Below are 23,925 nucleotides of genomic sequence, written 5' to 3'. Positions count from 1 at the left end.
AGGAAATAATAGGAAAACAGTAAAAAATGGCAAGCAAAGCTGACGAACAATTAAAGTATACCAGAAACCTGGGGATTATGGCCCACATTGATGCGGGAAAGACAACGACTTCAGAGCGTATTCTTTTCTATACCGGTTTGACTCATAAGATCGGTGAAACGCATGATGGTACAGCCACCATGGACTGGATGGCACAGGAGCAGGAACGTGGGATCACGATCACTTCTGCGGCTACCACTACTTTCTGGAATTACAATGACGATAAATTTAAGATCAACCTGATTGATACTCCGGGACACGTTGACTTTACCGTTGAGGTAGAGCGTTCACTGCGTGTGTTGGATGGTGCTGTTGCTACGTTTTGTGCCGTTGGTGGTGTTGAACCCCAATCGGAAACCGTATGGCGTCAGGCTGACAAATACATGGTACCCAGAATCGGCTATGTAAATAAAATGGACCGTTCAGGCGCTAACTACTTCGAGGTAGTGCGTCAGGTGAAAGATGTTTTAGGTGCGAATCCTTGTCCGATCCAGATCCCTATCGGCGCGGAAGAAAAGTTCCGTGGCTGTATCGACCTGGTGACGATGAAAGCACTCTTCTGGCATGACGAAACTATGGGAGCTGAATACTCTGTTGAAGAGATCCCGGCTGACCTGGTTGCCGAAGCAGAAGAATGGCGCGACAAGATGCTGGAAGTACTGGCAGAATGTGACGACACGTTGATGGAAAAATATTTCGATGATCCTTCTACCATTACAGAAGATGAGATCCGCGTGGCTATCCGTAAAGGAACACTGGCTATGCAGATCAATCCGATGATTTGTGGTTCATCCTTTAAGAACAAAGGTGTTCAACCGCTGTTGGACGCTGTTTGTGCTTACCTGCCGAGCCCGGCAGACGTGGATGTGATCGAAGGTACGGATCCGAACGATTCAGAAAAAGTGATCACGCGCAAGCCGATCTACGAAGAACCGTTGACAGCCTTGGCATTTAAGATCGCAACCGACCCGTATGTAGGCCGTTTGTGCTTCTTCCGTGTATATGCCGGTAAACTGGATGCAGGTTCTTATATCTACAACAGCCGTACAGGCAAAAAAGAACGTATCTCTCGTCTGTTCCAGATGCACTCCAACAAGCAGAACCCGATGGAAATGATTGGTTGTGGTGACATCGGCGCAGGGGTAGGTTTCAAAGATATCCGTACAGGTGACACATTGTGTGATGAAAATCATCCGATCACTCTGGAGTCTATGGAATTCCCGGAACCGGTTATCGGTATCGCCGTAGAGCCTAAGACACAGAAAGACTTGGATCGTCTGGGTATGGGTCTTGGTAAACTGGCTGAAGAGGATCCTACGTTCCGCGTACAGACCAACGAAGAAACAGGTCAGACCGTGATCAGTGGTATGGGTGAGCTTCACCTGGATATCATTATCGACCGTCTGCGTCGTGAATTCAAGGTAGAATGTAACCAGGGACGTCCGCAGGTTACTTATAAAGAGGCCATCTCACAAGCTGTTGAGTTGCGTGAAGTATATAAGAAACAATCTGGGGGTCGTGGTAAGTTTGCTGATATCATCGTTCGCGTTGAACCGGCTGACGAAGACTTTGAAGGCGCATTGCAGTTTGTTGATATCGTGAAGGGTGGTAATATCCCAAAAGAATTTATCCCTTCCGTACAGAAAGGTTTCGAAAAAGCAATGAAGAATGGTGTATTGGCAGGTTATCCGCTGGATCAACTGAAGGTGACATTGATCGATGGTTCGTTCCACGCGGTCGACTCCGACCAGTTGTCTTTCGAGATCGCTGCTATCCAGGCATTCAAAGAAGCATCAGCTAAAGCTGCTCCGATCCTGTTGGAACCGATCATGAAAATTGAAGTGGTTACTCCGGAAGAGAGCATGGGTGATGTGATTGGTGACTTGAACAAACGTCGTGGTCAGGTAGAAGGTATGGAATCAAGCCGTACCGGTGCCCGTATCGTGAAAGCGAAAGTGCCATTGGCAGAAACCTTCGGTTATGTAACCGCTTTGCGTACGATTACTTCAGGACGTGCAACATCGTCTATGCATTTCTCTCACTATTCACCGGTATCTTCAGCGATTGCTAAGCAGGTACTGACTGAAGTTCAGGGACGCGTAGATCTGATAAAATAAAACAAAAGCAATTGGGGGAGGAAATGGCTCTTTCCCCAATTGATAATTGATAATTGATAATTGATAATTAAGAAATGAGCCAAAAAATTAGAATTAAATTAAAATCTTACGACTACTCGTTGGTTGACAAATCAGCTGAGAAAATCGTAAAGACGGTAAAAGCTACCGGTGCGGTGGTAAGCGGTCCGATACCTCTGCCTACTCACAAACGTATCTTTACTGTCAACCGTTCTACTTTCGTGAACAAAAAATCACGCGAGCAGTTCGAACTCTCTTCTTATAAGAGATTGATTGATATTTACAGTTCAACAGCGAAAACTGTTGACGCGTTGATGAAGCTGGAATTACCCAGCGGTGTTGAGGTTGAAATTAAAGTGTGAGATAATTAAAAATTAAGTGAAATGCCAGGATTGTTAGGAAAAAAAATCGGAATGACATCCGTTTTCAGTGCCGAGGGAAAAAATCTTCCATGCACTGTTATCGAAGTAGGTCCTTGTGTTGTTACGCAAATCAAAACGCTTGAGAAAGATGGCTATGCAGCTGTTCAGTTGGGTTTCGAAGACAAAAAAGAGAAACACACGACACAGCCTGAAATGGGTCACTTCAAGAAAGCGGGCGTAACCCCCAAGAGACACTTGGCCGAGTTCAAGAATTTTGAAACTGCGTATAATCTGGGTGATGTGATCACCGTAGATTATCTGGAAGATGCAGGTTTCGTTGATGTGGTAGGAACATCGAAAGGTAAAGGATTCCAGGGCGTTGTTAAGCGTCATGGTTTTGGTGGGGTAGGACAGACTACCCACGGTCAGCACAATCGTCTGCGTGCTCCCGGTTCTATCGGTGCCTGTTCTTATCCGGCGAAAGTATTCAAAGGAACGCGTATGGCCGGACAAATGGGGAACGAACGGGTAACTGTTCAGAACCTCGAAGTGATTAAGGTGATTTCAGAACATAATCTTTTGTTAGTAAAAGGTTCTGTTCCGGGAGCAAAAGGTTCAATCTTATTAATTGAAAAGTAATGGAACTGAGTATATTGAATAGTAAAGGTGAAGATACCGGAAGAAAGGTTACATTGAACGATGCGATTTTTGGCATTGAACCGAATGACCATGCTATTTATTTGGATGTAAAGCAATATCTGGCGAACCAACGTCAGGGTACGCACAAATCAAAAGAACGTAGCGAAATCGCAGGAAGTACACGCAAATTGATCCGCCAGAAAGGTGGAGGCGGCGCTCGTCGCGGCGACATCAAATCACCGGTATTGGTGGGTGGTGGCCGTGTATTTGGTCCGAAACCACGGGATTACAGTTTCAAATTGAACAAGAAAGTAAAGAGATTGGCTCGTAAATCAGCTCTTTCTTACAAAGCCCGTGAAAATTCTATTCTTGTTTTGGAAGACTTCACTATGGAAGCACCGAAAACAAAAGAATTTGTGGCTATCACAAAAGGGTTGAACATCGCAGACAAAAAACTGTTGATGGTTTTGCCGGAAGCTAACAATACCATCCGTTTGTCAGCCCGTAACCTGGGTAAAACAAATGTGATGACTGCCAGCGACTTGAATACTTATAGCATCTTGAATGCTAATAGCGTAGTATTCACAGAAAGCTCACTGGCTGTGATTGACGAACTTTTTAAAGCATAAGGAGTAAAGAGAAATGGGAATAATTATTAAACCTATCGTAACAGAGAAACAAACAGCGATTACAGAGAAATGTCCTACTCGCTACGGATTTCGAGTTTCTCCGGATGCCAATAAGTTAGAGATTAAGAAAGCTATTGAAGATATGTACAACGTGACTGTAGTAGACGTGAACACCATGAACTACGACGGAAAGCGTAAAAGCCGCTACACCAAATCAGGTGTGATCACCGGTAAGTCCGCATCATTCAAGAAGGCTATTATTACCTTGAAAGAAGGAGAAACAATTGATTTCTTTAGTAATATCTAAAAAAAGAAATGGGAATACGTAAATTAAAGCCCACAACACCGGGGCAGAGACACAAAGTTATTGGTGCATTTGATAAGATCACTGCAAGTACACCAGAGAAGTCTCTTGTAACAGGTAAAGACCGTTCAGGTGGTCGTAACAACACTGGTAAAATGACAATGCGTTATATCGGTGGTGGCCACAAAAAACGGTATCGTTTTATCGATTTCAAGAGAAATAAAGATGGCATTCCAGCAACAGTGAAGAGCATTGAGTATGACCCAAATCGTACGTCACGCATCGCCTTGTTGTATTACGCTGATGGAGCAAAAGCATATATCGTTGCTCCGAACGGATTGGAAGTAGGCCAGACAGTGATTTCAGGTAGCGATGCTGCTCCTGAGGTAGGTAACTGCTTGCCGATGGCAAACATACCTGTCGGTACTATTATTCACAACATTGAGCTTCGTCCGGGTCAGGGTGCCAAAATGGTACGTTCGGCCGGTGCATTTGCTCAGCTGACTTCTAAAGAAGGCGCTTACGCGATTATCCGTATGCCTTCAGGTGAAACAAGAAAGATTCTTGCTGCTTGTAAAGCTACTATTGGTAGTGTTGGAAACTCAGACCATGGTCTTGAAAAATCAGGTAAAGCCGGTCGTACTCGCTGGATGGGTCGTCGTCCTCGCGTTCGTGGGGTAGTTATGAACCCGGTTGATCACCCAATGGGTGGTGGTGAAGGACGTGCATCAGGGGGACATCCTCGTTCACGCAAAGGCTTATATGCTAAGGGCTTGAAGACAAGAGCTCCTAAGAAGCATTCTTCCAAGTATATCATTGAAAGAAGAAAGAAATAATCTGATTAATTAAGTAAACTATGAGTCGTTCACTAAAAAAAGGCCCGTATATTAATGTTAAGCTCGAAAAGAAAATCCTGACGATGAATGAATCAGGCAAGAAGAGCGTTATTAAGACATGGGCAAGAGCTTCAATGATTTCGCCAGACTTTGTAGGGCATACAGTTGCAGTTCACAATGGTAATAAATTTATTCCTGTTTTTGTCACCGAAAATATGGTGGGACACAAGTTGGGTGAATTTTCTCCGACACGTACGTTCCGCGGCCATGGCGGTAACAAGAAAAGATAACAGGAACTCAGGAATCTGATAATAAAAAGAATCAAATAAAATGGGTGCTAGAAAAAGAATATCAGCTGAAGCAAGAAAAGAAGCCCGCAAAACTCAATATTTCGCGAAGTTGCGGAATGTACCTACTTCTCCGCGCAAAATGCGTTTGGTAGTCGATATGGTACGTGGCATGGAAGTATTTCGTGCACTGGGAGTTTTGAAGTTTTCTAACAAGGAAGCTGCAGCAAGAGTAGAAAAATTGCTCCGTTCGGCTATTTCCAACTGGGAACAGAAGAACGAACGTAAAGCAGAGGCCGGTGAATTGTATATCTCAGAGATCAGCGTAGATTGCGCTACTACTCTGAAGAGAATGCGTCCGGCTCCGCAAGGAAGAGGTTACCGTATTCGTAAACGTTCGAACCACGTAACATTGTTTGTAGATACACTAAGTAGCAACGATAGTCAAAATTAATTGTAGATGGGACAAAAAGTAAATCCAATTAGTAATCGTTTAGGAATCATCCGTGGTTGGGATTCCAATTGGTACGGCGGCAAAAATTACGGGGACACTTTGTTGGAAGACAGTAAGATCCGTAAGTATCTGAACGCTCGTCTGGCCAAAGCTAGTGTGTCTCGTATCATCATTGAACGTACGCTGAAGTTGATTACGATAACTGTTTGCACCTCTCGTCCGGGTATTATCATCGGAAAAGGGGGACAGGAAGTTGATAAGTTGAAAGAAGAGTTGAAGAAGATTACCGACAAAGAGGTTCAGATTAACATCTTTGAGGTGAAACGTCCTGAACTCGACGCGGTGATCGTGGCAAACAATATTGCTCGTCAACTGGAAGGTAAAATTGCATACCGTCGCGCCATCAAGATGGCGATTGCCTCTACCATGAGAATGGGAGCGGAAGGTATCAAAATTCAAATCTCTGGGCGTCTGAATGGGGCTGAAATGGCTCGTTCGGAAATGTATAAAGAAGGACGTACTCCGTTGCATACTTTCAGAGCAGACATTGACTATGCCCTGGCTGAAGCATTGACAAAAGTAGGCCTGCTGGGTGTGAAGGTGTGGATTTGCCGTGGTGAAGTATATGGTAAGAGAGATCTTGCTCCTAACTTTACACAGCAGAAAGAATCCGGCCGTAGAGAAAACACCGGTGGTGGTCGCGACAGAGGAGACAGAAACTTCAAGAAGAAGAGAGCGAATCGTTAAACATTAGAATTTAAGAAAGATGTTACAACCTAAGAAAACCAGATTCAGAAGAATGCAGAAGGGCCGCATGAAGGGCGAAGCTCAGCGTGGCAGCCAGATCGCATTCGGGTCATTTGGTATAAAATCGTTAGAGAATAAATGGATTACCGGTCGTCAGATTGAAGCAGCCCGTATCGCCGTGACACGTTATATGCAACGTCAGGGACAAGTATGGGTGCGTATCTTCCCGGATAAACCGATCACAAAGAAGCCTGCAGAGGTACGTATGGGTAAAGGGAAAGGTAATCCGGAAGGATTCGTGGCACCTGTTACTCCGGGCCGTATCCTTTTCGAAATAGAAGGTGTTCCGTTTGATGTGGCCAAAGAAGCCTTGCGCTTAGCGGCTCAAAAGCTTCCTGTGACAACTAAATTTGTCGTGAGACGTGATTATGATATGAATAATCAAAATGCGTAAGTGTTATGAAGATTGCAGAAATTAGAGAATTAAGTACAAAAGAATTGCTGGAGAGAGTAGACGCGGAAACCGCTGCTTACGATCTGAAAGTGATCAACCATAGCATTTCTCCTATGGATAACCCTGCACAGATTAAACAACAACGCAGGACGATTGCACGCCTCAAGACTGAGTTGCGTCAGAGAGAACTTAACAACAAAAAATGAGCCTGATGGAAACTAGAAATTTAAGAAAAGAAAGAATGGGCGTAGTTACCAGCAACAAGATGGATAAAAGCATCACGGTGGCTATTAAATGGAAGGAAAAACATCCCATTTATGGTAAGTTCGTGAATAAGACGAAGAAATATCACGCTCATGACGAAAAGAACGAATGTAATATCGGTGATACCGTAAAAATTATGGAAACTCGCCCATTGAGCAAAACCAAGAGATGGAGATTAGTAGAAATAATCGAAAGGGCTAAGTAAAAATGATACAACAAGAATCCAGATTAGTTGTTGCAGACAACAGCGGAGCCAAAGAAGCTTTGTGTATCCGTGTATTGGGTGGTACTCGTAAGAGATATGCCTCTGTAGGTGATGTGATCGTTGTAGCGGTTAAGAGTACGATCCCATCCAGTGATGTTAAAAAAGGTGCCGTTTCAAGAGCGATTATCGTTCGCACAAAGAAAGAGATCCGTCGTCAGGATGGTTCTTACATCCGTTTCGATGATAACGCTTGTGTATTATTGAACAATGGCGGTGATATTCGCGGTAGCCGTATTTTCGGTCCGGTTGCCCGTGAACTTCGTGCTACGAACATGAAAATTGTTTCACTTGCACCTGAAGTGCTTTAATTGTAAATCGTAGAGTAATGAGTAAATTACATATCAAAAAAGGCGATATAGTATTTGTTAATACCGGAGAAGACAAAGGCAAAACCGGTCGCGTTTTACAAGTATTTGTAAAAGACAGCCGTGCCATTGTCGAAGGTGTTAATATGGTATCCAAGCATACCAAGCCGAACGCAAAAAATCCGCAAGGAGGCGTAGAGAAGAAAGAGGCTCCCGTTCATATTTCCAACCTGAACGTGATCGATCCTAAATCAGGAAAACCATCACGCGTAGGTCGTAAATTGGACAGTAAGGGTAAGTTAGTACGTTATGCTAAAAAATCAGGGGAGGAAATTAAGTAATGAGCAATACGGCCAGTCTTAAGAAAGAATATCAGGACAGAATTGTTCCTGCTTTGACGAAAGAGTTTGGGTATAAATCTGTTATGCAGGTTCCTGTATTGAAGAAAATCGTGGTAAACCAAGGTCTGGGTATGGCAACTGCCGACAAAAAGATCATTGACATTGCGATCACTGAATTAAGTGCGATCACAGGTCAGAAAGCGGTAGCCACCGTTTCTAAGAAGGACATCTCAAACTTCAAATTGCGTAAGAAAATGCCTATCGGTGTGATGGTAACATTGCGTCGTGAGCAAATGTATGAATTCCTGGAAAGACTCGTTCGCGTTGCTTTGCCTCGTATCCGTGACTTCAAAGGAATCGAAAGTAAACTGGACGGACGTGGTAATTATACCCTCGGTGTTCAGGAACAGATCATCTTCCCGGAAATTAATATCGATAATATTACTAAAATATTGGGAATGAATATTACCTTTGTGACCTCTGCAAAAACAGATGAAGAAGGGTATGCACTTTTGAGAGAATTTGGTTTGCCTTTTAAGAATATTAAAAAAGACTAAAGAAGTATGGCTAAAGAATCTATGAAAGCCCGCGAGGTGAAAAGAGCTAAAATGGTTGCCAAATATGCAGAGAAAAGAGCTCAGTTGAAAGCAGAAGGCAATTATGAAGCTTTGCAGGCTATACCAAAGAATGCTTCTCCGGTACGTATGCACAATCGTTGCAAACTGACCGGTCGTCCGAAAGGTTATATCCGCCAGTTTGGTATTTCACGTATTCAATTCCGTGAAATGGCTTCTAACGGTTTAATCCCGGGTGTAAAGAAGGCAAGCTGGTAATCCAACGTATAAAGTAACGGTTGATGAACAAATCAATCATTTGTTAAATATTGTCCCGGGAGACGGGATCAATTTAATTTTTATAAATAATGACAGATCCTATTGCAGATTATTTGACGCGATTGCGTAATGCAATTAAAGCGAACCACAGAGTTGTGGAGATCCCTGCGTCAAATGTAAAGAAAGAGATCACTAAGATTCTCTTTGACAAGGGCTACATCTTGAATTTCAAGTTTGTAGAGGACGGTCCTCAAGGCACGATCAAGATTGCCTTGAAGTATGACTTGGTAAACAAAGTAAGTGCGATTAAGAAACTCGAACGAGTTTCTAAGCCCGGTTTGCGTAAGTATACAGGTTATAAAGACATGCCGCGCGTATTGAACGGTTTGGGTATTGCTGTTGTTTCTACTTCCAAAGGTGTGATGACCGACAAAGAAGCCCGCGATTTGAAGATTGGCGGTGAAGTATTGTGTTACGTTTATTAATGAGGAGGAAGTAAGAATGTCAAGAATAGGAAAATTACCCATACAGGTGCCGGCAGGCGTAACCGTAACAATTAAGGATAATAAAGTAACCGTGAAAGGTCCGAAAGGCGAACTTTCTCAGGATGTGAATCCGGATATCACGGTAGAACTGGAAGACGGTGTGATTACAGTAACACGTCCGGATGATGAACGCGAACATCGTGCGTTGCACGGCTTGTATCGCTCGTTGATCAATAACATGGTCATCGGTGTGAGCGAAGGATACAAGAAAGAGTTGGAGTTGATCGGCGTTGGTTACCGTGTTTCAAACCAGGGACAACTGTTGGATTTCTCGTTAGGCTTTACACATAATATCTATATGATGTTGCCGCCGGAAATCAAGGTTGAGACCAAGATGGAAAGAAACAAAGCTCCGCTTATTATCCTTGAATCGGCTGATAAACAATTAATCGGACAAGTTTGCGCTAAGATCCGTTCATTCCGTAAGCCTGAACCTTACAAAGGAAAAGGTATCAAGTTCGTGGGTGAAGTGATTCGCAGAAAGTCTGGTAAATCAGCTGGTAAGTAATTTACGTAAACTGAAATTATCATGACAACGAAAGAATTAAGAAGACTTAAGATAAAAAAAGGCATCCGTGGGAAAGTATCCGGTACATCGGAACGTCCACGCCTGACTGTGTTTAGAAGCAACAAGCAAATCTATGCACAGGTGATTGATGATACAACAGGTAAGACCCTGGCAGCCGCTTCTTCTTTGAAAATGGAAGAAAAAGGTCCTAAAAAAGAGGTGGCAGCTAAAGTAGGCGAATTAGTAGCGAAGAATGCACAGGAAGCTGGTATCCAGACAGTGGTATTCGACCGTAACGGCTACTTGTATCATGGGAGAATTAAAGAATTAGCAGACGCAGCACGTAAAGGTGGCCTTAAATTTTAATGAAGATGGTAAATAGAGTTAAATCAACCAACGACATAGAGTTGAAGGACAGATTGGTGGCTATCAACCGTGTTACAAAAGTAACAAAAGGGGGACGTACATTCACTTTCGCTGCTATTGTCGTAGTAGGAAATGAAGATGGTATCATTGGCTGGGGCTTAGGCAAAGCCGGTGAAGTAACAACAGCCATCGCAAAAGGTGTAGAAGCTGCCAAGAAAAACCTGATTAAGGTGCCTATCCATAAAGGAACAATTCCTCACGAGCAGGTGGCTAAGTTTGGCGGAGCTTCGGTATTTTTGAAACCGGCTACTGCTGGTACCGGAGTGAAAGCTGGTGGTGCTATGCGCGCGGTGCTTGAGAGTGTTGGCGTACATGACGTTTTGGCTAAATCAAAAGGTTCATCAAATCCTCACAACTTAGTGAAAGCAACAATTGCTGCCCTGGGAGAGATGAGAAGCCCACTGATGGTTGCGCAAAACAGAGGTATTTCTGTAGAAAAAGTGTTTAAAGGTTAAGAAGGAGAAGAATTATGGCAACTATAAAAGTGAAACAGACTAAAAGTAGAATCAATTGCCCTAAAGATCAGAAAAGAACTTTAGATGCACTGGGTTTGAAAAAGATGAATCAGGTTGTAGAACATGAAGCGTCTCCTGCTATTCTGGGAATGGTAAACAAAGTGAAACATTTAGTTTCTGTAGTAGAGTAATAATTGATAAAACAATATAGAGATGAATTTATCAAATTTAAAACCGGCGGAAGGATCTGTTAAAACCAGAAAAAGAATCGGACGCGGTCCAGGTTCTGGCTTAGGCGGAACTTCAACAAGAGGTCATAAAGGGGCTAAGTCGCGCTCCGGATATTCCAAGAAGATTGGTTTTGAAGGGGGACAGATGCCTATTCAAAGACGTTTGCCGAAGTTTGGTTTCAAGAATATTAACCACGTAGAATATAAAGCGATCAATCTTTCCACTTTACAGGCAATGGCTGATGCTAAGCAACTGACTAAAATCGGATTAAACGATTTGATTGAAGCAGGTTTTATTTCTACTTCTCAGTTAGTTAAAATTCTTGGCAAAGGCAGCCTTACTGCTAAACTTGAAGTTGAAGCACATGCTTTCTCTAAAAGCGCAGAAGCTGCTATCCAGGCCGTAGGTGGAACAGCAGTTAAACTCTAAGTCATGAGAGCAGTTGAAACAATAAAAAATATTTGGAAGATAGAGGATCTGAGAAATCGGATCCTCACCACTCTTTTGCTTGTAGGGATTTATCGGTTCGGTACATACGTGGTTATACCAGGTGTTGACCCGCAATCGTTAACTGCTTTACAAAGTCAGACAAGGGGTGGTTTGTTAGCCTTATTGGATATGTTTTCCGGAGGTGCGTTTGCCAACGCGTCCATTTTTGCATTAGGGATTATGCCTTACATCTCTGCTTCCATCGTGATGCAGCTGTTGGCTATCGCAGTTCCTGCCATGCAAAAAATGCAGCGTGAAGGGGAAAGTGGCCGGAGAAAGATAAACCAATATACACGTCTCCTTACTATTGCTATCCTTTTGTTACAAGGACCGACCTATTTGGTCAACCTAAGCGTACAGCTGCGTCAAGTAGGTGCAGCCCTGCCTTCCGGTGTATTCTTTAGCATTTATGCGACGATTATTCTGGCGGCCGGTAGTATGTTTGTACTCTGGTTAGGTGAAAGAATCACAGATAAAGGGATTGGTAATGGGATTTCATTTATCATTCTTGTGGGTATCATTGCCCGTCTGCCTCACTCGCTGTTTCAGGAATTTATTTCCCGTCAGAGCGAAAGTACAGGTGGTTTGGTGATGTTCCTGTTTGAAATGCTGTTCTTATTGGTGGTTATTGCCGGTGCTATCATGCTGGTACAGGGAACACGTAAAGTGCCTGTGCAGTATGCAAAAAGAATCGTTGGTAACAAACAATATGGTGGAGCACGTCAATACATCCCCTTGAAGGTGAATTCGGCAAACGTAATGCCTATCATTTTTGCACAGGCTATTATGTTTATTCCTATTTCTATTATAGGATTTTCCAATACAGGTGAAGTCAGCCGTTTCTGGTCTGTTTTCATGGATAACACAGGCTTCTGGTACAACTTTGTATTTGCCTTACTGATTATCTTGTTCACCTACTTCTATACAGCGATTACGATTAATCCGACTCAAATGGCGGATGACCTGAAGCGTAATAACGGTTTCATTCCGGGTGTTAAACCGGGTAAAGCAACCAAAGATTATCTGGATGCTATCATGGACCGTATCACCTTGCCGGGAGCATTATTCTTGGCGTTGGTAGCTATTATGCCGGCCTTTGCGCGTTTGATCGGGGTAAGCATGGAGTTCTCACAATTCTTTGGCGGAACCTCTTTGTTGATCCTTGTAGGGGTTGTGTTGGATACACTACAACAGGTGGAGAGCCATTTGTTGATGCGTCATTATGACGGGTTGTTGAAGTCAGGTAGAATTAAAGGCCGTGCAGGTTCTGCTGCTGCTTATTGATTGAAATGATCTATTTGAAGACAGATGAAGAAATCGAGTTGATGCGTGAGGCAAATCAACTGGTTGGCAAAACACATGGCGAATTAGCCAAACACATTGCCCCCGGTGTCTCTACGCTTCAATTAGATAAAATAGCGGATGAGTTTATTCGTGATCACGGAGCAGTTCCGGCCTTTTTAGGTTATAATGGATATCCTTTCTCTATCTGTACCTCGGTGAACGACCAGGTGGTACACGGGATGCCTTCTGAAAAAGTGATTTTGCATGAAGGAGATATCGTCTCGGTAGATATAGGAACCACCTTGAATGGGTTTACCGGTGATTCGGCTTATACCTTTTGTGTAGGTGAAGTATCTCCGGAAGTGAAACAGTTGTTGAAAACAACCAAAGAGTCACTTTACAAAGGGATAGAACAGGCGGTTGAAGGAAACCGTATTGGTGATATCGGCTATGCCGTTCAGTCTTATTGCGAAGCAAAAGGGTACTCTGTCGTCAGAGAACTGGTTGGACACGGAATAGGTAAAAATATGCATGAAGAACCGGAAGTGCCCAATTATGGCCGTCGCGGCTATGGGACGCTTTTGAGAAACGGCATGTGTATCTGCATCGAACCGATGATCAACATGGGACGCAAGAACGTGGTGATGGAAAAAGACGGATGGACGATCCGCACACGTGATCGGCAATATTCTGCTCACTTTGAACATTGTATTGCTATCCGGCCGGAGGGTCCGCAGATATTATCTTCATTTGAATTTTTAGAAGCAGTATTAGGAAATAACGCAATTTAATTTTTTGTATGGCTAAACAAGCAGCTATTGAACAAGACGGAGTAATCATTGAAGCATTGTCGAATGCTATGTTTCGTGTTGAATTGGAAAATGGACATGAAATTACGGCTCACATTTCAGGAAAGATGCGTATGCACTATATCAAGATCCTTCCTGGCGACAAAGTAAGAGTGGAAATGTCTCCTTATGATCTATCGAAAGGTAGAATTGCTTTTAGATACAAATAAAAATAACAAGATATGAAAGTAAGAGCATCTTTAAAGAAGCGGACAGATGATTGCAAGATTGTCAGAAGAAAAGGCCGCTTGTACGTGATTAACAAGAAAAACCCGAAGTTTAAACAACGTCAGGGATAATTTATTAATTTTGCAAATTAATTAAAGTATATGGCTATAAGAATAGTTGGGGTAGACTTACCACAAAATAAAAGAGGCGAAATCGCATTGACCTATATCTATGGTATCGGTCGTAGCAATGCAAAAGCCATCTTGGACAAAGCGGGTGTTGATCGCGATATCAAAGTGAAAGACTGGACAGACGATCAGGCAGCCAGCGTGCGTGAAGTAATTGGCGCGGAATATAAAGTAGAAGGGGATCTTCGTTCGGAAGTACAATTGAACATCAAACGTTTGATGGATATCGGTTGCTACCGCGGAGTTCGTCATCGTATCGGTTTGCCGTTAAGAGGACAGAGCACGAAGAACAATGCCCGTACGCGTAAGGGTAAGAAGAAAACAGTTGCAAATAAGAAAAAAGCTACTAAATAATAAGAGGTAATATGGCAAAAAAAACAGTCGCAGCAAAGAAGAGAAATGTGAAGGTTGACGCAATGGGTCAAGCGCATATCCATTCTTCTTTCAATAACATTATTGTAACGCTTGCCAATAGCGAAGGACAGGTGATAAGCTGGTCTTCTGCCGGTAAGATGGGATTCCGTAGTTCTAAAAAGAACACGCCTTATGCCGCTCAGATGGCTGCTCAGGATTGTGCGAAAGTAGCGTATGATCTTGGCTTGAGAAAAGTGAAAGTATACGTGAAAGGACCCGGTAACGGACGTGAGTCTGCTATCCGTACGATTCATGGAGCTGGTATTGAAGTAACAGAAATCGTTGACGTTACTCCGTTGCCACATAATGGTTGTCGTCCTCCTAAAAAGAGAAGAGTATAATTAACAATAGTTTCACGAATAGGAATCCGGAGTTGTGAATAGATTGCATATTGACCTTATCCTCTCTGTAATCGCGGCTGCACGGTTTTGGATTCTCCCGAAACATTAAAACAATTAAAAAATGGCAAGATATACTGGACCAAAAACAAGAATTGCCCGTAAGTTTGGTGAACCGATCTTCGGCCCGGACAAAGTTCTTTCTAAGAAGAACTATCCTCCCGGACAACACGGTAATTCCCGTAAAAGGAAAACATCGGAATACGGTATCCAATTGAAAGAAAAGCAAAAAGCAAAATATACCTATGGTGTATTGGAAAAACAATTCCGCAACTTGTTTGAAAAAGCTTCTCGCTCAAAAGGCATTACCGGTGAAGTACTTCTTCAGTTACTGGAAGGACGCTTAGACAACGTAGTTTATCGTTTAGGCATTGCTCCTACACGTGCTGCTGCTCGCCAGTTGGTTTCTCACCGTCATATCACTGTTGACGGCCAAGTGGTGAACATCCCATCGTATGCCCTGAAACCAGGACAGGTGATTGGTGTTAGAGAAAAATCAAAATCTTTGGAAGTTGTTGCTGAAGCTCTTTCTGGCTTCAATCACAGCAAATATCCATGGATTGAGTGGGATCAGGCTTCTATGAGCGGGAAATTACTGCATGTGCCCGAAAGAGCTGACATTCCTGAAAATATAAAAGAGCAGTTGATCGTAGAATTGTATTCTAAATAATAATTGATTTCCATGGCGATATTAGCATTTCAAAAACCCGATAAAGTATTAATGTTGGAAGCGGACGAGTTTTACGGAAAGTTTGAATTCCGTCCGTTAGAACCCGGTTATGGTATTACCATTGGTAATGCGTTACGCCGCATTCTTGTCTCCTCACTAGAAGGTTTTGCTATTACATCCATTAAGATCGAAGGCGTGGAACATGAATTTGGTACCATACCCGGTGTTGTTGAAGATGTAACTAACATTATCCTCAAGTTAAAGCAAGTACGCTTTAAACATATTGTGGACGACATTGAGAATGAAAAAGTAAGTATTACGGTTTCGGGTTCCGAAGTGTTCAAGGCCGGAGAAATAGGTAAACAGCTAACCGGTTTCCAGGTATTGAATCCGGATTTGGTTATTTGCCGTTTAGATCCGAAAGTAAGTTTTCAAATCGAATTAACCATCAACAAAGGACGTGGTTATGTCCCTGCTGATGAAAACCGGGAAATGATCTCTGATCCCCGGGTCATAGCTATCGACTCGATCTACACCCCGATCCGTAATGTGAAATATCTTGTAGACAACTTCCGTGTAGAACAGAAGACCGACTACGAGAAGCTGATCATCGAGGTTGAGACAGACGGTTCTATTCATCCGAAAGAGGCATTGAAAGAAGCTGCCAAGATCCTGATCCACCATTTCATGCTGTTCTCAGATGAAAAGATCGCGATCGAAACAGTGGATACCGATGGTAATGAAGAATTCGATGAAGAGGTGCTTCATATGCGTCAGTTGCTGAAGAGCAAACTGGCTGACATGGATCTCTCCGTACGTGCTTTGAACTGTTTGAAAGCAGCCGATGTTGAAACACTGGGTGAACTGGTTAAGTTTAACAAGAACGACTTGTTGAAATTCCGTAACTTCGGTAAGAAATCACTCACCGAATTGGATGAATTGCTGGAAAGCCTGAACCTGTCATTCGGTATGGATATCACGAAATATAAATTAGATAAAGAGTAAGTAAACGATGAGACATAATAAAAAATTCAACCATTTAGGTCGTACAAGTACTCACCGTCAAGCGATGCTTTCCAATATGGCCTGTTCTTTGATTCAGCACAAACGAATCTTCACGACAACCGCTAAAGCAAAAGCTTTACGTAAGTTTGTAGAACCTATCATCACAAAGTCTAAGGAAGACACAACGCACTCAAGACGCGTTGTATTCAGCATGTTGCAAAACAAACATGCCGTAACGGAACTCTTCCAGGAAGTAGCACAAAAGATTGGCGATCGCCCGGGTGGTTACACTCGTATCATCAAAACAGGACATCGTTTAGGTGATAACGCAGCTATGTGCTTCATTGAATTGGTGGACTACAACGAAAATATGTTGAAAGATACATCAGCCAAGAAAGCAAAAACAAGACGTTCTCGTAGCAAGAAAGCTGCTGCTCCGGTAGCAGAAGCGCAGGTAGAAGCTACTCCGGTAGCCGAAGCTCCTGCAGCGACAGAAGAAAACGCCGCTGAGTAAGTTTTTGATAACGATAAAGAGAGAGGGGCTCCCGGTGGGTGTCCCTCTTTTTTTTGTGTACGTTCTGATGAATCGGGTGGGGAAGGGAAATGGAAATCGAAAGAATTAGTAAGTCTCATTCTTTTTCAATAATTTTGTTGCTCATCAACCGAAGCGGATAATATATGAACAATATGAAACTCCGGAAATATATCCTATTTACTCTATTACTCGGGTGTTGTGCATTCATCCATTTAGCTGCGCAAAACACGACAGTGCCCGTTGCGCCTATAAGGCAGGCTCTCCAGGAAACGGCGAAAGATACTCTTTTGCCGAAACAAATTGAAGAAAAAGACCTGGAGTCAATGATAGATTTGCGCGGACAACTCGAACGCTTGAACTCCGACTATACGGTGCCCTATCAAAAACCGGAAGCGCTCTTACGTTTCGTTCAGAAAGAGAAGCTCGAGATGTCGCCGGAAGCAAAGCAGGTTATCAATCGGGTGTTTGATCCGGCTCATTATATCCCCGAACACATGACTTTCAAAGATACGATCGTCTCAAGTGCTTTGATGCTCCCCTTGGTTTACAGAGGGGCTAACATCCCCTACGACTCCCTTTCTCTCATGGTGGCAAGGCCTGAAGTGAAAGATGCCTACGATCGTTTATCGCCCCCGCTCTCTCCCTTTGCGCCGAAATATGCTTGGCGGCGGAAATTCGAAAATAGCTTATATGACTATATGGTGAAAAATCATATAGGCTATTTCACCTATTCTGCTAAGGATCTGCCGTCGGATATGTTGGTGCAAGCTCCTATTGTGAAAGACATCAGAGACCTCTATGCTGATAAGCCTATCCCGGTGAACAAAGAGCTGCCTCCGCCTGAACCCGATACGTTGATTCGCTTTATCCCCAACCGCTTGTATTGGACGTCGGCTTTTCAGAGCTCCATTCATTTCTCACAACTCTATATATCGCCCAACTGGCATCAGGGTGGGGTGGGTAACCTAACAATTAATACGTTGAATGTTATCAATTACGATTATAAGAAGGACAAGGTGAGCCTGACGAATCTGTTGGAATTGAAAATAAGCGTGAATAATGCCCCTAAGGATACCCTACGCAATTATAAATTGGGTGATAACTCCTTGAAGCTGCGTAGCAACTTTGGGTATAAGGCTTTCAGTAAATGGGATTATTCAGCGAGTGTGGAGTTTAACACCCTTTTATTTGATAACTATATTGAGAACAAAGATCAGCTATTAGCCTCCTTTGCCTCACCGATGAGCCTCTCGGTCGGGGTGGGGATGAAATATAACCTGGATAAAAAGTTTACCGACAAACATAAAAAACTGAAACTCTCACTAAACCTGGATCCGCTCTCGTATGGGTTCTGGTATAGCGCGACCAAGAACAATATCGACTTAGGACGTTACGGTTTCCCTAAAAAAACCGATCCGGACAATCCTGATAAGAAGATTTTCGACAATACCTACCAGACGTTCGGTTCTAATATTGAAGGTGTATTGAATTTCAATATGACCCGAAATATATCCCTCTATTCGCGCTTCAAGTATAATACGACTTACGAACGTGTGATTGTGGAGTCTGAAAACCGTCTGCAGATGGCTATCAACCGGTATTTGAGCACGAATATCAATTTTTATCTCCGCTATGACGACGGTGTGGCCAAAAAAGAAGACTTCGACAGTTACTTCCAAGTGAAGGAACAACTCACTTTTGGTTTAACATACAAATGGTAAGAATATAAGGGGTAAAACTTAAATGCTGAAAGATGTGTGAGTGTATTTTGTGCATCTTGAAAGTTTTTCGCAAAGTTTGCTTTCATAAGAAAAAATGTGGGTGGGGACAGGCTATTTATAATAATTGTTAATCTTGCTTATGTTTGCAAAATATATGTACTTTTGCGTTGATTTTGCTAAGTCGAGTTTGCAATCATGAATAATACCATACGTCACAACGGGATCATAGAACGCCGGGAAGGGGATATATTCTTCGTTCGTATTCTTCAACAATCAGCTTGTGCCGGATGCCATGCGCGTGGCGTATGTGGTGCTTCCGAGAGCAAAGAGAAGGTGATCGAGGTGTCTGATCGGACAGGGCAGTTTCAAGTTGATGATGAAGTGACGATCACCGGACAGACATCGTTGGGCTTGCAGGCTGTATTATTGGCATTCGGGCTGCCGGTCGTGTTGGTGATTGCTGCGGTAGCCATCAGTCTTCAGTTGGGCCTGGATGAGACGGTAAGCGGGTTGATTGGAATCCTATTGCTTATTCCTTATTATGTTGCACTCTATTTTATGCGCGATAAATTGAAACGCCATTTTGTATTCACATTAGAAAAACCGAATATTATATCATGATAGTTATTGCCATTATTTCATTAGGACTTATTGGGGCTATTGGAGCCGTGTTTTTGTATGCGGCCTCCAAGAAGTTTGAGGTGTATGAAGACCCGCGTATCGGTCAGGTACAGGAGGCGCTTCCGGGTGCAAACTGTGGTGCCTGTGGCTTTCCGGGCTGTGCCGGATTTGCGACGGCTTGTGTTAACGCTGCTACGATGGACGGTTTGTTCTGTCCGGTAGGGGGAGCCGATGTGATGTCGCAGGTATCAACCATTTTGGGAAAAGAGGTAGAGATGGCCGAACCGATGGTGGCCGTTGTGCGTTGTAACGGTAGCTGCGCGGTACGTCCGCGTCAGAATCAGTACGACGGAACCCGCAGCTGTGCGATTGCTTCGGCCTTGTATGGCGGTGAAACCGGCTGTTCGTTCGGATGCCATGGTTTTGGCGACTGCGTAACGGTCTGTGACTTTGACGCGATCCATATCAATCCGGAGACAATGCTTCCCGAGGTCGACGAAGAGAAATGTACCTCTTGCGGCGCCTGTGTGAAGGCTTGCCCGAAAAGCATCATCGAACTGCGTAAGAAGGGTCCGAAATCGCGCCGTATTTTTGTGAGCTGTGTGAATAAGGACAAAGGCGCTCCGGCTCGTAAGGCTTGTGGCAGTGCTTGTATCGGTTGCGGTAAATGTGTGAAAGAGTGTGCCTTCGAAGCAATCACCCTGGAGAACAACCTGGCGTATATCGATTACACCAAATGTCGTCTCTGCCGCAAATGTGTGGCGGTATGTCCCACCGGAGCGATCCATGAGTTGAATTTCCCTCCGCGCAAGGAGAAAGCGCCGGAAGCAGAAGGGACTCCTGTAGTAGAAAAAACAATATAATTACATAAGTATGCTAAAGACATTTCGTATCGGAGGTATACATCCCCCTGAAAATAAATTGTCTGCCGGGAAAGCTATTCAAACGTTGGCTTTGCCTAAGCAGGTTATTATTCCGTTGAGCCAGCATATTGGTGCTCCCGCCACTGCCGTTGTCAAAAAAGGCGACGAGGTGAAGGTAGGCTCTTTGATCGGGCAGGCAAGTGGGTTTGTATCGGCCAATATTCACTCTTCCGTATCCGGAAAAGTGAACAAAATCGACAACGTCCTGGACGCGAGCGGTTATCGCCGCCCGGCTGTCTTCATCGATGTGGAAGGTGACGAATGGGAAGAAGCCATCGACCGCCAGGAGGGCTTTGTGAAAGCCTTCGATCTGACATCGAAAGAGATTGTTCAGAAAATTACGGATGCCGGTATCGTCGGTTTAGGCGGTGCTACGTTCCCGACACAGGTAAAACTGACTCCTCCTCCGGGCAATACGGCGGAGATACTGATCATCAATGCGGCTGAATGTGAGCCCTACCTAACGGCCGACCATTCGCTGATGATGGAGAAGGGAAATGAGATCATGACAGGTATCAGCCTGTTGATGAAAGCGGTGCATGTGAAGAAAGCCGTGATCGGTATTGAAAACAATAAAAAGGATGCCATTGCGCACCTGCAACATCTGCAATCCAACTACCATGGGATCGAAGTGATGCCACTTAAGGTGCAGTATCCGCAAGGTGGTGAAAAGCAGTTGATCGACGCGGTAATGCGTCGTCAGGTGAAGAGCGGTGCACTGCCTATCTCGGTAGGTGCTGTGGTGCAGAATGTGGGAACCGCTTTTGCTGTTTATGAAGCAGTGGTGAAAAACAAACCGCTGTTTGAACGGATCGTGACCGTTACCGGTAAAGAGGTGCTTAATCCCGGGAACTTCAAGGTGCGTATCGGAACATCCATACAAACGTTGATCGATGCAGCCGGCGGATTGCCTGAAAATACAGGCAAGGTGATCGGTGGAGGTCCGATGATGGGTAAGGCATTGGCCAATACGGAGGTGCCGGTAACCAAAGGAAGCTCCGGCGTTTTGCTGATAACCGAAAAGGAGGCGAAACGCAAACCGGTGATGTCGTGTATCCGTTGTACGAAATGTGTGAATGTGTGTCCGATGGGATTGAATCCGACATTGTTGATGACGACAACAGAATTTACCAACTGGGATCTGGCCGAGAAGAACCACATCGCCGATTGTATCGAGTGCGGCTCTTGCTCTTATACCTGTCCATCGAATCGCCCGCTACTGGATCAGATCCGTTTGGGTAAAGGAAAGGTAATGGGGATTATGCGTGCACGCAAGTCTTAAATCAATTGAAAATTGAAAATTGAAAGTTGAAAATGGCTTTTCGCTTTGCTAAGCGATTTTCAATTCATAATTTATAATTCATAATTCATAATTAAAAGATGAATCTATACGTTTCACCATCGCCTCACATTCATGGTGGGGATAGTGTCAGCAAAAACATGTACGGGGTGCTGATCGCCTTGGTTCCGGCTTTTCTCGTGTCGCTCTATTTCTTTGGAGTGGGCGCCTTGGTCGTAACGCTTGTCTCTGTCGTTTCCTGTATGTTGTTTGAATTTCTGATCCAGAAGTTCCTGATGAAGAAAGAACCGACCCTTTGGGACGGATCCGCTTTGTTAACCGGTCTTTTATTAGCGTTTAATCTTCCCTCTAACCTCCCGGTCTGGATCATCGTGATCGGTGCGCTGGCGGCGATAGGCATCGGTAAGATGTCGTTCGGAGGTTTGGGAAACAATATTTTCAATCCGGCTCTGGTAGGACGTGTGTTCCTGTTGATCTCTTTTCCGGCACAGATGACCACCTGGCCTGTTCCGGAGGTGATGTCAATGAACTACACCGACGTCGAAACCGGCGCGACCATTCTGACCATGCTGAAGAGCGGAAGCGGTGACCTGCCTACCTATACGCAGATGTTGATCGGCGAACGGGGTGGTAGCCTGGGTGAGATTGGCGCCATTGCCCTGTTATTGGGCTTGATCTTTATGTGGGTGCGCCGCATTATCTCCTGGCATATTCCGGTCTCTATCCTGGGTACAGTTTTCCTGTTTACCGGTATTCTCCATCTTGTGAATCCGGCAGAGTTTGCCAATCCGTTGGTTCATCTGTTGTCCGGTGGACTCTTGTTGGGTGCGATCTTTATGGCAACCGACTATGTGACTTCGCCGATGAGTAAGAAAGGAATGCTTATCTATGGTGTCGGAATCGGTATCTTGACCACGGTGATCCGTCTTTTCGGCGCCTATCCCGAGGGGATGTCGTTCGCGATCCTGATCATGAATGCCTTTACGCCATTGATCAACACCTATGTCAAACCTAAACATTTCGGAGGAAACTAACGATGGCCAAACTGAAATCTACATTACCCAATATGCTCCTGTCGCTTACGATTATTTGTATGTGCGCGGCAGGTGTACTTGCTACGGTCAATCAGCAGACATCCGGACCGATAGCTCTCTCGAAAGCGGCAGCTTTGGAGAATGCGATCAAAGAAGTGACACCCGATTTCGATAATAGCCCGCTGGACGAAGCCTATAAAGCGGTAACTTCCGATGGCGATTCCTTATTGATCTATCCGGCCACCCAAGGCGGACAGTCGGTCGGCGTAGCGGTGGAGAGCTTCACGATGAATGGATTCGGTGGAGAGATCCGTGTGATTGTCGGATTCGATGCAGACGGAAAACTACTGAACTATTCGGTATTGCAACACGCGGAGACGCCGGGACTCGGATCGAAAATGCAGGAATGGTTCCGTACGGATAAGAACAAACAAAGTGTGATCGGCCGTTCCCTGGCAGAGGGCAATCTGACGGTGACGAAAGATGGTGGCGATGTGGATGCTATTACGGCATCAACCATCACCAGCCGCGCCTTTTTGCAGACCATAAACCGGGCATACAGCGCTTATAGAGGAACTGATGCCGCGACAGGCGCTACAACAGAAACAGCCACTGACGCGACCACCGAAGCAACAGAAACAACAGAGACAACCGAGGAAGGAGGCGAAAATGAATAATAAAGTAAAGATATTAACAAACGGCATTCTCCGGGAGAACCCGATTTTTGTATTATTGTTAGGCATGTGTCCCACCTTGGGAACCACCTCTTCCGCTATCAACGGATTGGGTATGGGACTGGCAACCACCTTTGTGTTGATATGTACCAATACGGTTATATCAGCCCTGAAAAACCTAATCCCGGACCAGGTGCGTATCCCTGCCTACATTGTGGTGATCGCTACCTTCGTGACCGTATTGCAGATGTGTATGGAGGCCTACGTGCCTGCCTTGTACGCGAGCTTAGGGATCTTTATTCCGCTGATCGTGGTGAACTGTATCATTCTGGGACGTGCCGAAGCCTTCGCGGCTAAGAACTCCGTCTTCTCCTCTACCTTAGACGGGATCGGAATAGGCCTTGGCTTTACCTTGGCATTGACCCTCTTGGGTGGTATCCGCGAACTGCTGGGAACCGGCAAACTCTTTAATCTGACGTTGATGCCGGAAGAATACGGTGCGTTGATCTTCGTATTGGCTCCGGGCGCGTTTATCGCTTTGGGCTACCTGATCGCTCTTGTGAACAAAATTCGTAAAGTGTAATACTGAAACAG

General features: G+C 44.4%; 38 protein-coding genes. All 38 read left to right on the top strand.

The genetic code is table 11. The annotated features are described in order from the left end of the window. Window positions 1-26 precede the first annotated feature (26 nt). The gene (fusA, locus tag M2134_RS02590; protein WP_280750283.1) at window positions 27-2,156 is read left to right on the top strand and encodes an elongation factor G; all 2,130 of its coding nucleotides are present in this window, start codon (window positions 27-29) and stop codon (window positions 2,154-2,156) included. A gap of 74 nt (window positions 2,157-2,230) precedes the next feature. After that, window positions 2,231-2,536: a 30S ribosomal protein S10 gene (gene rpsJ / locus M2134_RS02585; protein ID WP_005634728.1), complete on the top strand. Its 306-nt coding sequence runs from the start codon at window positions 2,231-2,233 to the stop codon at window positions 2,534-2,536. 21 nt (window positions 2,537-2,557) lie between these two features. Then, window positions 2,558-3,175 carry a 50S ribosomal protein L3 gene (gene rplC / locus M2134_RS02580; RefSeq protein WP_280750284.1) on the top strand — a complete coding sequence of 206 codons (618 nt, stop codon included), beginning with the start codon at window positions 2,558-2,560 and terminating at the stop codon, window positions 3,173-3,175. Next, a complete protein-coding gene (rplD, locus tag M2134_RS02575) occupies window positions 3,175-3,804 on the top strand; it encodes a 50S ribosomal protein L4 (RefSeq protein WP_280750285.1) in 630 nt (209 codons plus the stop codon). The genes rplC and rplD overlap by 1 nt, the downstream gene beginning before the upstream one ends. Window positions 3,805-3,817: 13 nt before the next feature. Next, window positions 3,818-4,111, top strand: coding sequence for a 50S ribosomal protein L23 (rplW, locus tag M2134_RS02570; RefSeq protein ID WP_280750286.1), 294 nt, complete (start codon window positions 3,818-3,820; stop codon window positions 4,109-4,111). Window positions 4,112-4,119: 8 nt separating this feature from the next. After that, window positions 4,120-4,944 carry a 50S ribosomal protein L2 gene (rplB, locus tag M2134_RS02565; RefSeq protein ID WP_280750287.1) on the top strand — a complete coding sequence of 275 codons (825 nt, stop codon included), beginning with the start codon at window positions 4,120-4,122 and terminating at the stop codon, window positions 4,942-4,944. A gap of 20 nt (window positions 4,945-4,964) precedes the next feature. Beyond that, window positions 4,965-5,234: a 30S ribosomal protein S19 gene (rpsS, locus tag M2134_RS02560; protein WP_280750288.1), complete on the top strand. Its 270-nt coding sequence runs from the start codon at window positions 4,965-4,967 to the stop codon at window positions 5,232-5,234. A 40-nt stretch (window positions 5,235-5,274) separates the two neighbouring features. After that, a complete protein-coding gene (rplV, locus tag M2134_RS02555; RefSeq protein WP_280750289.1) occupies window positions 5,275-5,685 on the top strand; it encodes a 50S ribosomal protein L22 in 411 nt (136 codons plus the stop codon). Between the two features lie 6 nt (window positions 5,686-5,691). Next, window positions 5,692-6,432 carry a 30S ribosomal protein S3 gene (gene rpsC / locus M2134_RS02550; protein ID WP_280750290.1) on the top strand — a complete coding sequence of 247 codons (741 nt, stop codon included), beginning with the start codon at window positions 5,692-5,694 and terminating at the stop codon, window positions 6,430-6,432. Between the two features lie 19 nt (window positions 6,433-6,451). After that, window positions 6,452-6,886, top strand: coding sequence for a 50S ribosomal protein L16 (gene rplP / locus M2134_RS02545; protein ID WP_280750291.1), 435 nt, complete (start codon window positions 6,452-6,454; stop codon window positions 6,884-6,886). 5 nt (window positions 6,887-6,891) lie between these two features. Then, entirely contained in the window at window positions 6,892-7,092 is a 201-nt protein-coding gene (rpmC, locus tag M2134_RS02540; protein WP_280750292.1) for a 50S ribosomal protein L29, read from the top strand. Between the two features lie 5 nt (window positions 7,093-7,097). After that, window positions 7,098-7,355, top strand: a complete 258-nt coding sequence (gene rpsQ, locus M2134_RS02535; protein ID WP_280750293.1) for a 30S ribosomal protein S17 — start codon at window positions 7,098-7,100, stop codon at window positions 7,353-7,355. A gap of 2 nt (window positions 7,356-7,357) precedes the next feature. Continuing rightward, entirely contained in the window at window positions 7,358-7,723 is a 366-nt protein-coding gene (rplN, locus tag M2134_RS02530; protein WP_280750294.1) for a 50S ribosomal protein L14, read from the top strand. Between the two features lie 17 nt (window positions 7,724-7,740). Beyond that, window positions 7,741-8,061: a 50S ribosomal protein L24 gene (gene rplX, locus M2134_RS02525; protein WP_280750295.1), complete on the top strand. Its 321-nt coding sequence runs from the start codon at window positions 7,741-7,743 to the stop codon at window positions 8,059-8,061. Then, a complete protein-coding gene (gene rplE, locus M2134_RS02520; RefSeq protein ID WP_280750296.1) occupies window positions 8,061-8,618 on the top strand; it encodes a 50S ribosomal protein L5 in 558 nt (185 codons plus the stop codon). The genes rplX and rplE overlap by 1 nt, the downstream gene beginning before the upstream one ends. Window positions 8,619-8,624: 6 nt before the next feature. Further along, a complete protein-coding gene (gene rpsN / locus M2134_RS02515; protein WP_280750297.1) occupies window positions 8,625-8,894 on the top strand; it encodes a 30S ribosomal protein S14 in 270 nt (89 codons plus the stop codon). 89 nt (window positions 8,895-8,983) lie between these two features. Continuing rightward, complete coding sequence (gene rpsH, locus M2134_RS02510) at window positions 8,984-9,379, top strand: 30S ribosomal protein S8 (RefSeq protein ID WP_280750298.1); 396 nt, start codon at window positions 8,984-8,986, stop codon at window positions 9,377-9,379. Window positions 9,380-9,395: 16 nt separating this feature from the next. Further along, on the top strand, window positions 9,396-9,947 hold the full coding sequence (gene rplF, locus M2134_RS02505) for a 50S ribosomal protein L6 (RefSeq protein ID WP_280750299.1): 552 nt from the start codon (window positions 9,396-9,398) through the stop codon (window positions 9,945-9,947). Between the two features lie 21 nt (window positions 9,948-9,968). Next, window positions 9,969-10,313, top strand: a complete 345-nt coding sequence (gene rplR / locus M2134_RS02500; protein WP_280750300.1) for a 50S ribosomal protein L18 — start codon at window positions 9,969-9,971, stop codon at window positions 10,311-10,313. Beyond that, on the top strand, window positions 10,313-10,828 hold the full coding sequence (gene rpsE, locus M2134_RS02495; RefSeq protein ID WP_280750301.1) for a 30S ribosomal protein S5: 516 nt from the start codon (window positions 10,313-10,315) through the stop codon (window positions 10,826-10,828). Before rplR ends, rpsE begins: the two co-directional genes overlap by 1 nt. A 14-nt stretch (window positions 10,829-10,842) precedes the next feature. Further along, window positions 10,843-11,019, top strand: coding sequence for a 50S ribosomal protein L30 (rpmD, locus tag M2134_RS02490; protein WP_280750302.1), 177 nt, complete (start codon window positions 10,843-10,845; stop codon window positions 11,017-11,019). 22 nt (window positions 11,020-11,041) lie between these two features. Further along, complete coding sequence (gene rplO / locus M2134_RS02485; protein ID WP_280750303.1) at window positions 11,042-11,488, top strand: 50S ribosomal protein L15; 447 nt, start codon at window positions 11,042-11,044, stop codon at window positions 11,486-11,488. A 3-nt stretch (window positions 11,489-11,491) separates the two neighbouring features. Next, window positions 11,492-12,832, top strand: a complete 1,341-nt coding sequence (gene secY / locus M2134_RS02480; protein ID WP_280750304.1) for a preprotein translocase subunit SecY — start codon at window positions 11,492-11,494, stop codon at window positions 12,830-12,832. A gap of 5 nt (window positions 12,833-12,837) precedes the next feature. Then, window positions 12,838-13,623 carry a type I methionyl aminopeptidase gene (gene map / locus M2134_RS02475; protein ID WP_280750305.1) on the top strand — a complete coding sequence of 262 codons (786 nt, stop codon included), beginning with the start codon at window positions 12,838-12,840 and terminating at the stop codon, window positions 13,621-13,623. 8 nt (window positions 13,624-13,631) lie between these two features. Beyond that, entirely contained in the window at window positions 13,632-13,850 is a 219-nt protein-coding gene (infA, locus tag M2134_RS02470) for a translation initiation factor IF-1 (protein WP_280750306.1), read from the top strand. Window positions 13,851-13,862: 12 nt separating this feature from the next. Beyond that, entirely contained in the window at window positions 13,863-13,979 is a 117-nt protein-coding gene (ykgO, locus tag M2134_RS02465; protein ID WP_082206710.1) for a type B 50S ribosomal protein L36, read from the top strand. A gap of 30 nt (window positions 13,980-14,009) precedes the next feature. Continuing rightward, on the top strand, window positions 14,010-14,390 hold the full coding sequence (gene rpsM, locus M2134_RS02460; RefSeq protein WP_280750307.1) for a 30S ribosomal protein S13: 381 nt from the start codon (window positions 14,010-14,012) through the stop codon (window positions 14,388-14,390). An 11-nt stretch (window positions 14,391-14,401) separates the two neighbouring features. Beyond that, entirely contained in the window at window positions 14,402-14,791 is a 390-nt protein-coding gene (rpsK, locus tag M2134_RS02455; protein ID WP_280750308.1) for a 30S ribosomal protein S11, read from the top strand. A gap of 121 nt (window positions 14,792-14,912) precedes the next feature. Continuing rightward, entirely contained in the window at window positions 14,913-15,518 is a 606-nt protein-coding gene (rpsD, locus tag M2134_RS02450) for a 30S ribosomal protein S4 (RefSeq protein ID WP_280750309.1), read from the top strand. A gap of 12 nt (window positions 15,519-15,530) precedes the next feature. Next, entirely contained in the window at window positions 15,531-16,523 is a 993-nt protein-coding gene (locus M2134_RS02445) for a DNA-directed RNA polymerase subunit alpha (RefSeq protein ID WP_280750310.1), read from the top strand. 7 nt (window positions 16,524-16,530) lie between these two features. Continuing rightward, window positions 16,531-17,037, top strand: a complete 507-nt coding sequence (gene rplQ / locus M2134_RS02440) for a 50S ribosomal protein L17 (protein ID WP_280750311.1) — start codon at window positions 16,531-16,533, stop codon at window positions 17,035-17,037. Between the two features lie 344 nt (window positions 17,038-17,381). After that, entirely contained in the window at window positions 17,382-18,779 is a 1,398-nt protein-coding gene (locus M2134_RS02435; protein ID WP_280750312.1) for a DUF3078 domain-containing protein, read from the top strand. Between the two features lie 195 nt (window positions 18,780-18,974). Further along, entirely contained in the window at window positions 18,975-19,400 is a 426-nt protein-coding gene (locus M2134_RS02430) for a SoxR reducing system RseC family protein (RefSeq protein ID WP_280750313.1), read from the top strand. After that, window positions 19,397-20,263 (top strand): Fe-S cluster domain-containing protein, encoded by an 867-nt coding sequence (locus tag M2134_RS02425; protein ID WP_280750314.1) that lies wholly within the window; start codon window positions 19,397-19,399, stop codon window positions 20,261-20,263. Before M2134_RS02430 ends, M2134_RS02425 begins: the two co-directional genes overlap by 4 nt. Before the next feature lie 10 nt (window positions 20,264-20,273). Continuing rightward, window positions 20,274-21,605 carry an electron transport complex subunit RsxC gene (rsxC, locus tag M2134_RS02420; protein ID WP_280750315.1) on the top strand — a complete coding sequence of 444 codons (1,332 nt, stop codon included), beginning with the start codon at window positions 20,274-20,276 and terminating at the stop codon, window positions 21,603-21,605. Between the two features lie 98 nt (window positions 21,606-21,703). Continuing rightward, window positions 21,704-22,657, top strand: coding sequence for an RnfABCDGE type electron transport complex subunit D (locus M2134_RS02415; RefSeq protein WP_280750316.1), 954 nt, complete (start codon window positions 21,704-21,706; stop codon window positions 22,655-22,657). Window positions 22,658-22,659: 2 nt separating this feature from the next. Beyond that, the gene (locus tag M2134_RS02410) at window positions 22,660-23,334 is read left to right on the top strand and encodes an RnfABCDGE type electron transport complex subunit G (RefSeq protein ID WP_280750317.1); all 675 of its coding nucleotides are present in this window, start codon (window positions 22,660-22,662) and stop codon (window positions 23,332-23,334) included. Further along, the gene (locus M2134_RS02405; RefSeq protein WP_280750318.1) at window positions 23,327-23,914 is read left to right on the top strand and encodes an electron transport complex subunit E; all 588 of its coding nucleotides are present in this window, start codon (window positions 23,327-23,329) and stop codon (window positions 23,912-23,914) included. Before M2134_RS02410 ends, M2134_RS02405 begins: the two co-directional genes overlap by 8 nt. Window positions 23,915-23,925: the final 11 nt, after the last annotated feature.

The sequence above is a fragment of the Parabacteroides sp. PM6-13 genome, from assembly GCF_029892605.1.
Classification (GTDB): Bacteria; Bacteroidota; Bacteroidia; order Bacteroidales; family Tannerellaceae; genus QVMG01.
This window is presented reverse-complemented; position numbering and strand designations above follow the sequence as displayed.

Bases quoted from the DNA above. Each gene is read 5' to 3' on its own strand.
- rplD (WP_280750285.1), top strand. From the start codon at position 3,175: ATGGAACTGAGTATATTGAATAGTAAAGGTGAAGATACCGGAAGAAAG.
- map (WP_280750305.1), top strand. From the start codon at position 12,838: ATGATCTATTTGAAGACAGATGAAGAAATCGAGTTGATGCGTGAGGCA.
- rplQ (WP_280750311.1), top strand. From the start codon at position 16,531: ATGAGACATAATAAAAAATTCAACCATTTAGGTCGTACAAGTACTCAC.
- rpsE (WP_280750301.1), top strand. From the start codon at position 10,313: ATGAAGATGGTAAATAGAGTTAAATCAACCAACGACATAGAGTTGAAG.
- fusA (WP_280750283.1), top strand. From the start codon at position 27: ATGGCAAGCAAAGCTGACGAACAATTAAAGTATACCAGAAACCTGGGG.
- rpsQ (WP_280750293.1), top strand. From the start codon at position 7,098: ATGGAAACTAGAAATTTAAGAAAAGAAAGAATGGGCGTAGTTACCAGC.
- rplV (WP_280750289.1), top strand. From the start codon at position 5,275: ATGGGTGCTAGAAAAAGAATATCAGCTGAAGCAAGAAAAGAAGCCCGC.
- M2134_RS02435 (WP_280750312.1), top strand. From the start codon at position 17,382: ATGATAGATTTGCGCGGACAACTCGAACGCTTGAACTCCGACTATACG.
- rplF (WP_280750299.1), top strand. From the start codon at position 9,396: ATGTCAAGAATAGGAAAATTACCCATACAGGTGCCGGCAGGCGTAACC.
- ykgO (WP_082206710.1), top strand. From the start codon at position 13,863: ATGAAAGTAAGAGCATCTTTAAAGAAGCGGACAGATGATTGCAAGATT.
- rplC (WP_280750284.1), top strand. From the start codon at position 2,558: ATGCCAGGATTGTTAGGAAAAAAAATCGGAATGACATCCGTTTTCAGT.
- M2134_RS02425 (WP_280750314.1), top strand. From the start codon at position 19,397: ATGATAGTTATTGCCATTATTTCATTAGGACTTATTGGGGCTATTGGA.
- rsxC (WP_280750315.1), top strand. From the start codon at position 20,274: ATGCTAAAGACATTTCGTATCGGAGGTATACATCCCCCTGAAAATAAA.
- M2134_RS02415 (WP_280750316.1), top strand. From the start codon at position 21,704: ATGAATCTATACGTTTCACCATCGCCTCACATTCATGGTGGGGATAGT.
- rpmC (WP_280750292.1), top strand. From the start codon at position 6,892: ATGAAGATTGCAGAAATTAGAGAATTAAGTACAAAAGAATTGCTGGAG.
- rplP (WP_280750291.1), top strand. From the start codon at position 6,452: ATGTTACAACCTAAGAAAACCAGATTCAGAAGAATGCAGAAGGGCCGC.
- infA (WP_280750306.1), top strand. From the start codon at position 13,632: ATGGCTAAACAAGCAGCTATTGAACAAGACGGAGTAATCATTGAAGCA.
- secY (WP_280750304.1), top strand. From the start codon at position 11,492: ATGAGAGCAGTTGAAACAATAAAAAATATTTGGAAGATAGAGGATCTG.
- rplW (WP_280750286.1), top strand. From the start codon at position 3,818: ATGGGAATAATTATTAAACCTATCGTAACAGAGAAACAAACAGCGATT.
- M2134_RS02445 (WP_280750310.1), top strand. From the start codon at position 15,531: ATGGCGATATTAGCATTTCAAAAACCCGATAAAGTATTAATGTTGGAA.
- rplO (WP_280750303.1), top strand. From the start codon at position 11,042: ATGAATTTATCAAATTTAAAACCGGCGGAAGGATCTGTTAAAACCAGA.
- rpsN (WP_280750297.1), top strand. From the start codon at position 8,625: ATGGCTAAAGAATCTATGAAAGCCCGCGAGGTGAAAAGAGCTAAAATG.
- rplX (WP_280750295.1), top strand. From the start codon at position 7,741: ATGAGTAAATTACATATCAAAAAAGGCGATATAGTATTTGTTAATACC.
- rpsS (WP_280750288.1), top strand. From the start codon at position 4,965: ATGAGTCGTTCACTAAAAAAAGGCCCGTATATTAATGTTAAGCTCGAA.
- rpsJ (WP_005634728.1), top strand. From the start codon at position 2,231: ATGAGCCAAAAAATTAGAATTAAATTAAAATCTTACGACTACTCGTTG.
- rpsH (WP_280750298.1), top strand. From the start codon at position 8,984: ATGACAGATCCTATTGCAGATTATTTGACGCGATTGCGTAATGCAATT.
- M2134_RS02405 (WP_280750318.1), top strand. From the start codon at position 23,327: ATGAATAATAAAGTAAAGATATTAACAAACGGCATTCTCCGGGAGAAC.
- rpsM (WP_280750307.1), top strand. From the start codon at position 14,010: ATGGCTATAAGAATAGTTGGGGTAGACTTACCACAAAATAAAAGAGGC.
- rpsK (WP_280750308.1), top strand. From the start codon at position 14,402: ATGGCAAAAAAAACAGTCGCAGCAAAGAAGAGAAATGTGAAGGTTGAC.
- rpsC (WP_280750290.1), top strand. From the start codon at position 5,692: ATGGGACAAAAAGTAAATCCAATTAGTAATCGTTTAGGAATCATCCGT.
- rplR (WP_280750300.1), top strand. From the start codon at position 9,969: ATGACAACGAAAGAATTAAGAAGACTTAAGATAAAAAAAGGCATCCGT.
- M2134_RS02410 (WP_280750317.1), top strand. From the start codon at position 22,660: ATGGCCAAACTGAAATCTACATTACCCAATATGCTCCTGTCGCTTACG.
- rplE (WP_280750296.1), top strand. From the start codon at position 8,061: ATGAGCAATACGGCCAGTCTTAAGAAAGAATATCAGGACAGAATTGTT.
- rplB (WP_280750287.1), top strand. From the start codon at position 4,120: ATGGGAATACGTAAATTAAAGCCCACAACACCGGGGCAGAGACACAAA.
- rpmD (WP_280750302.1), top strand. From the start codon at position 10,843: ATGGCAACTATAAAAGTGAAACAGACTAAAAGTAGAATCAATTGCCCT.
- M2134_RS02430 (WP_280750313.1), top strand. From the start codon at position 18,975: ATGAATAATACCATACGTCACAACGGGATCATAGAACGCCGGGAAGGG.
- rpsD (WP_280750309.1), top strand. From the start codon at position 14,913: ATGGCAAGATATACTGGACCAAAAACAAGAATTGCCCGTAAGTTTGGT.
- rplN (WP_280750294.1), top strand. From the start codon at position 7,358: ATGATACAACAAGAATCCAGATTAGTTGTTGCAGACAACAGCGGAGCC.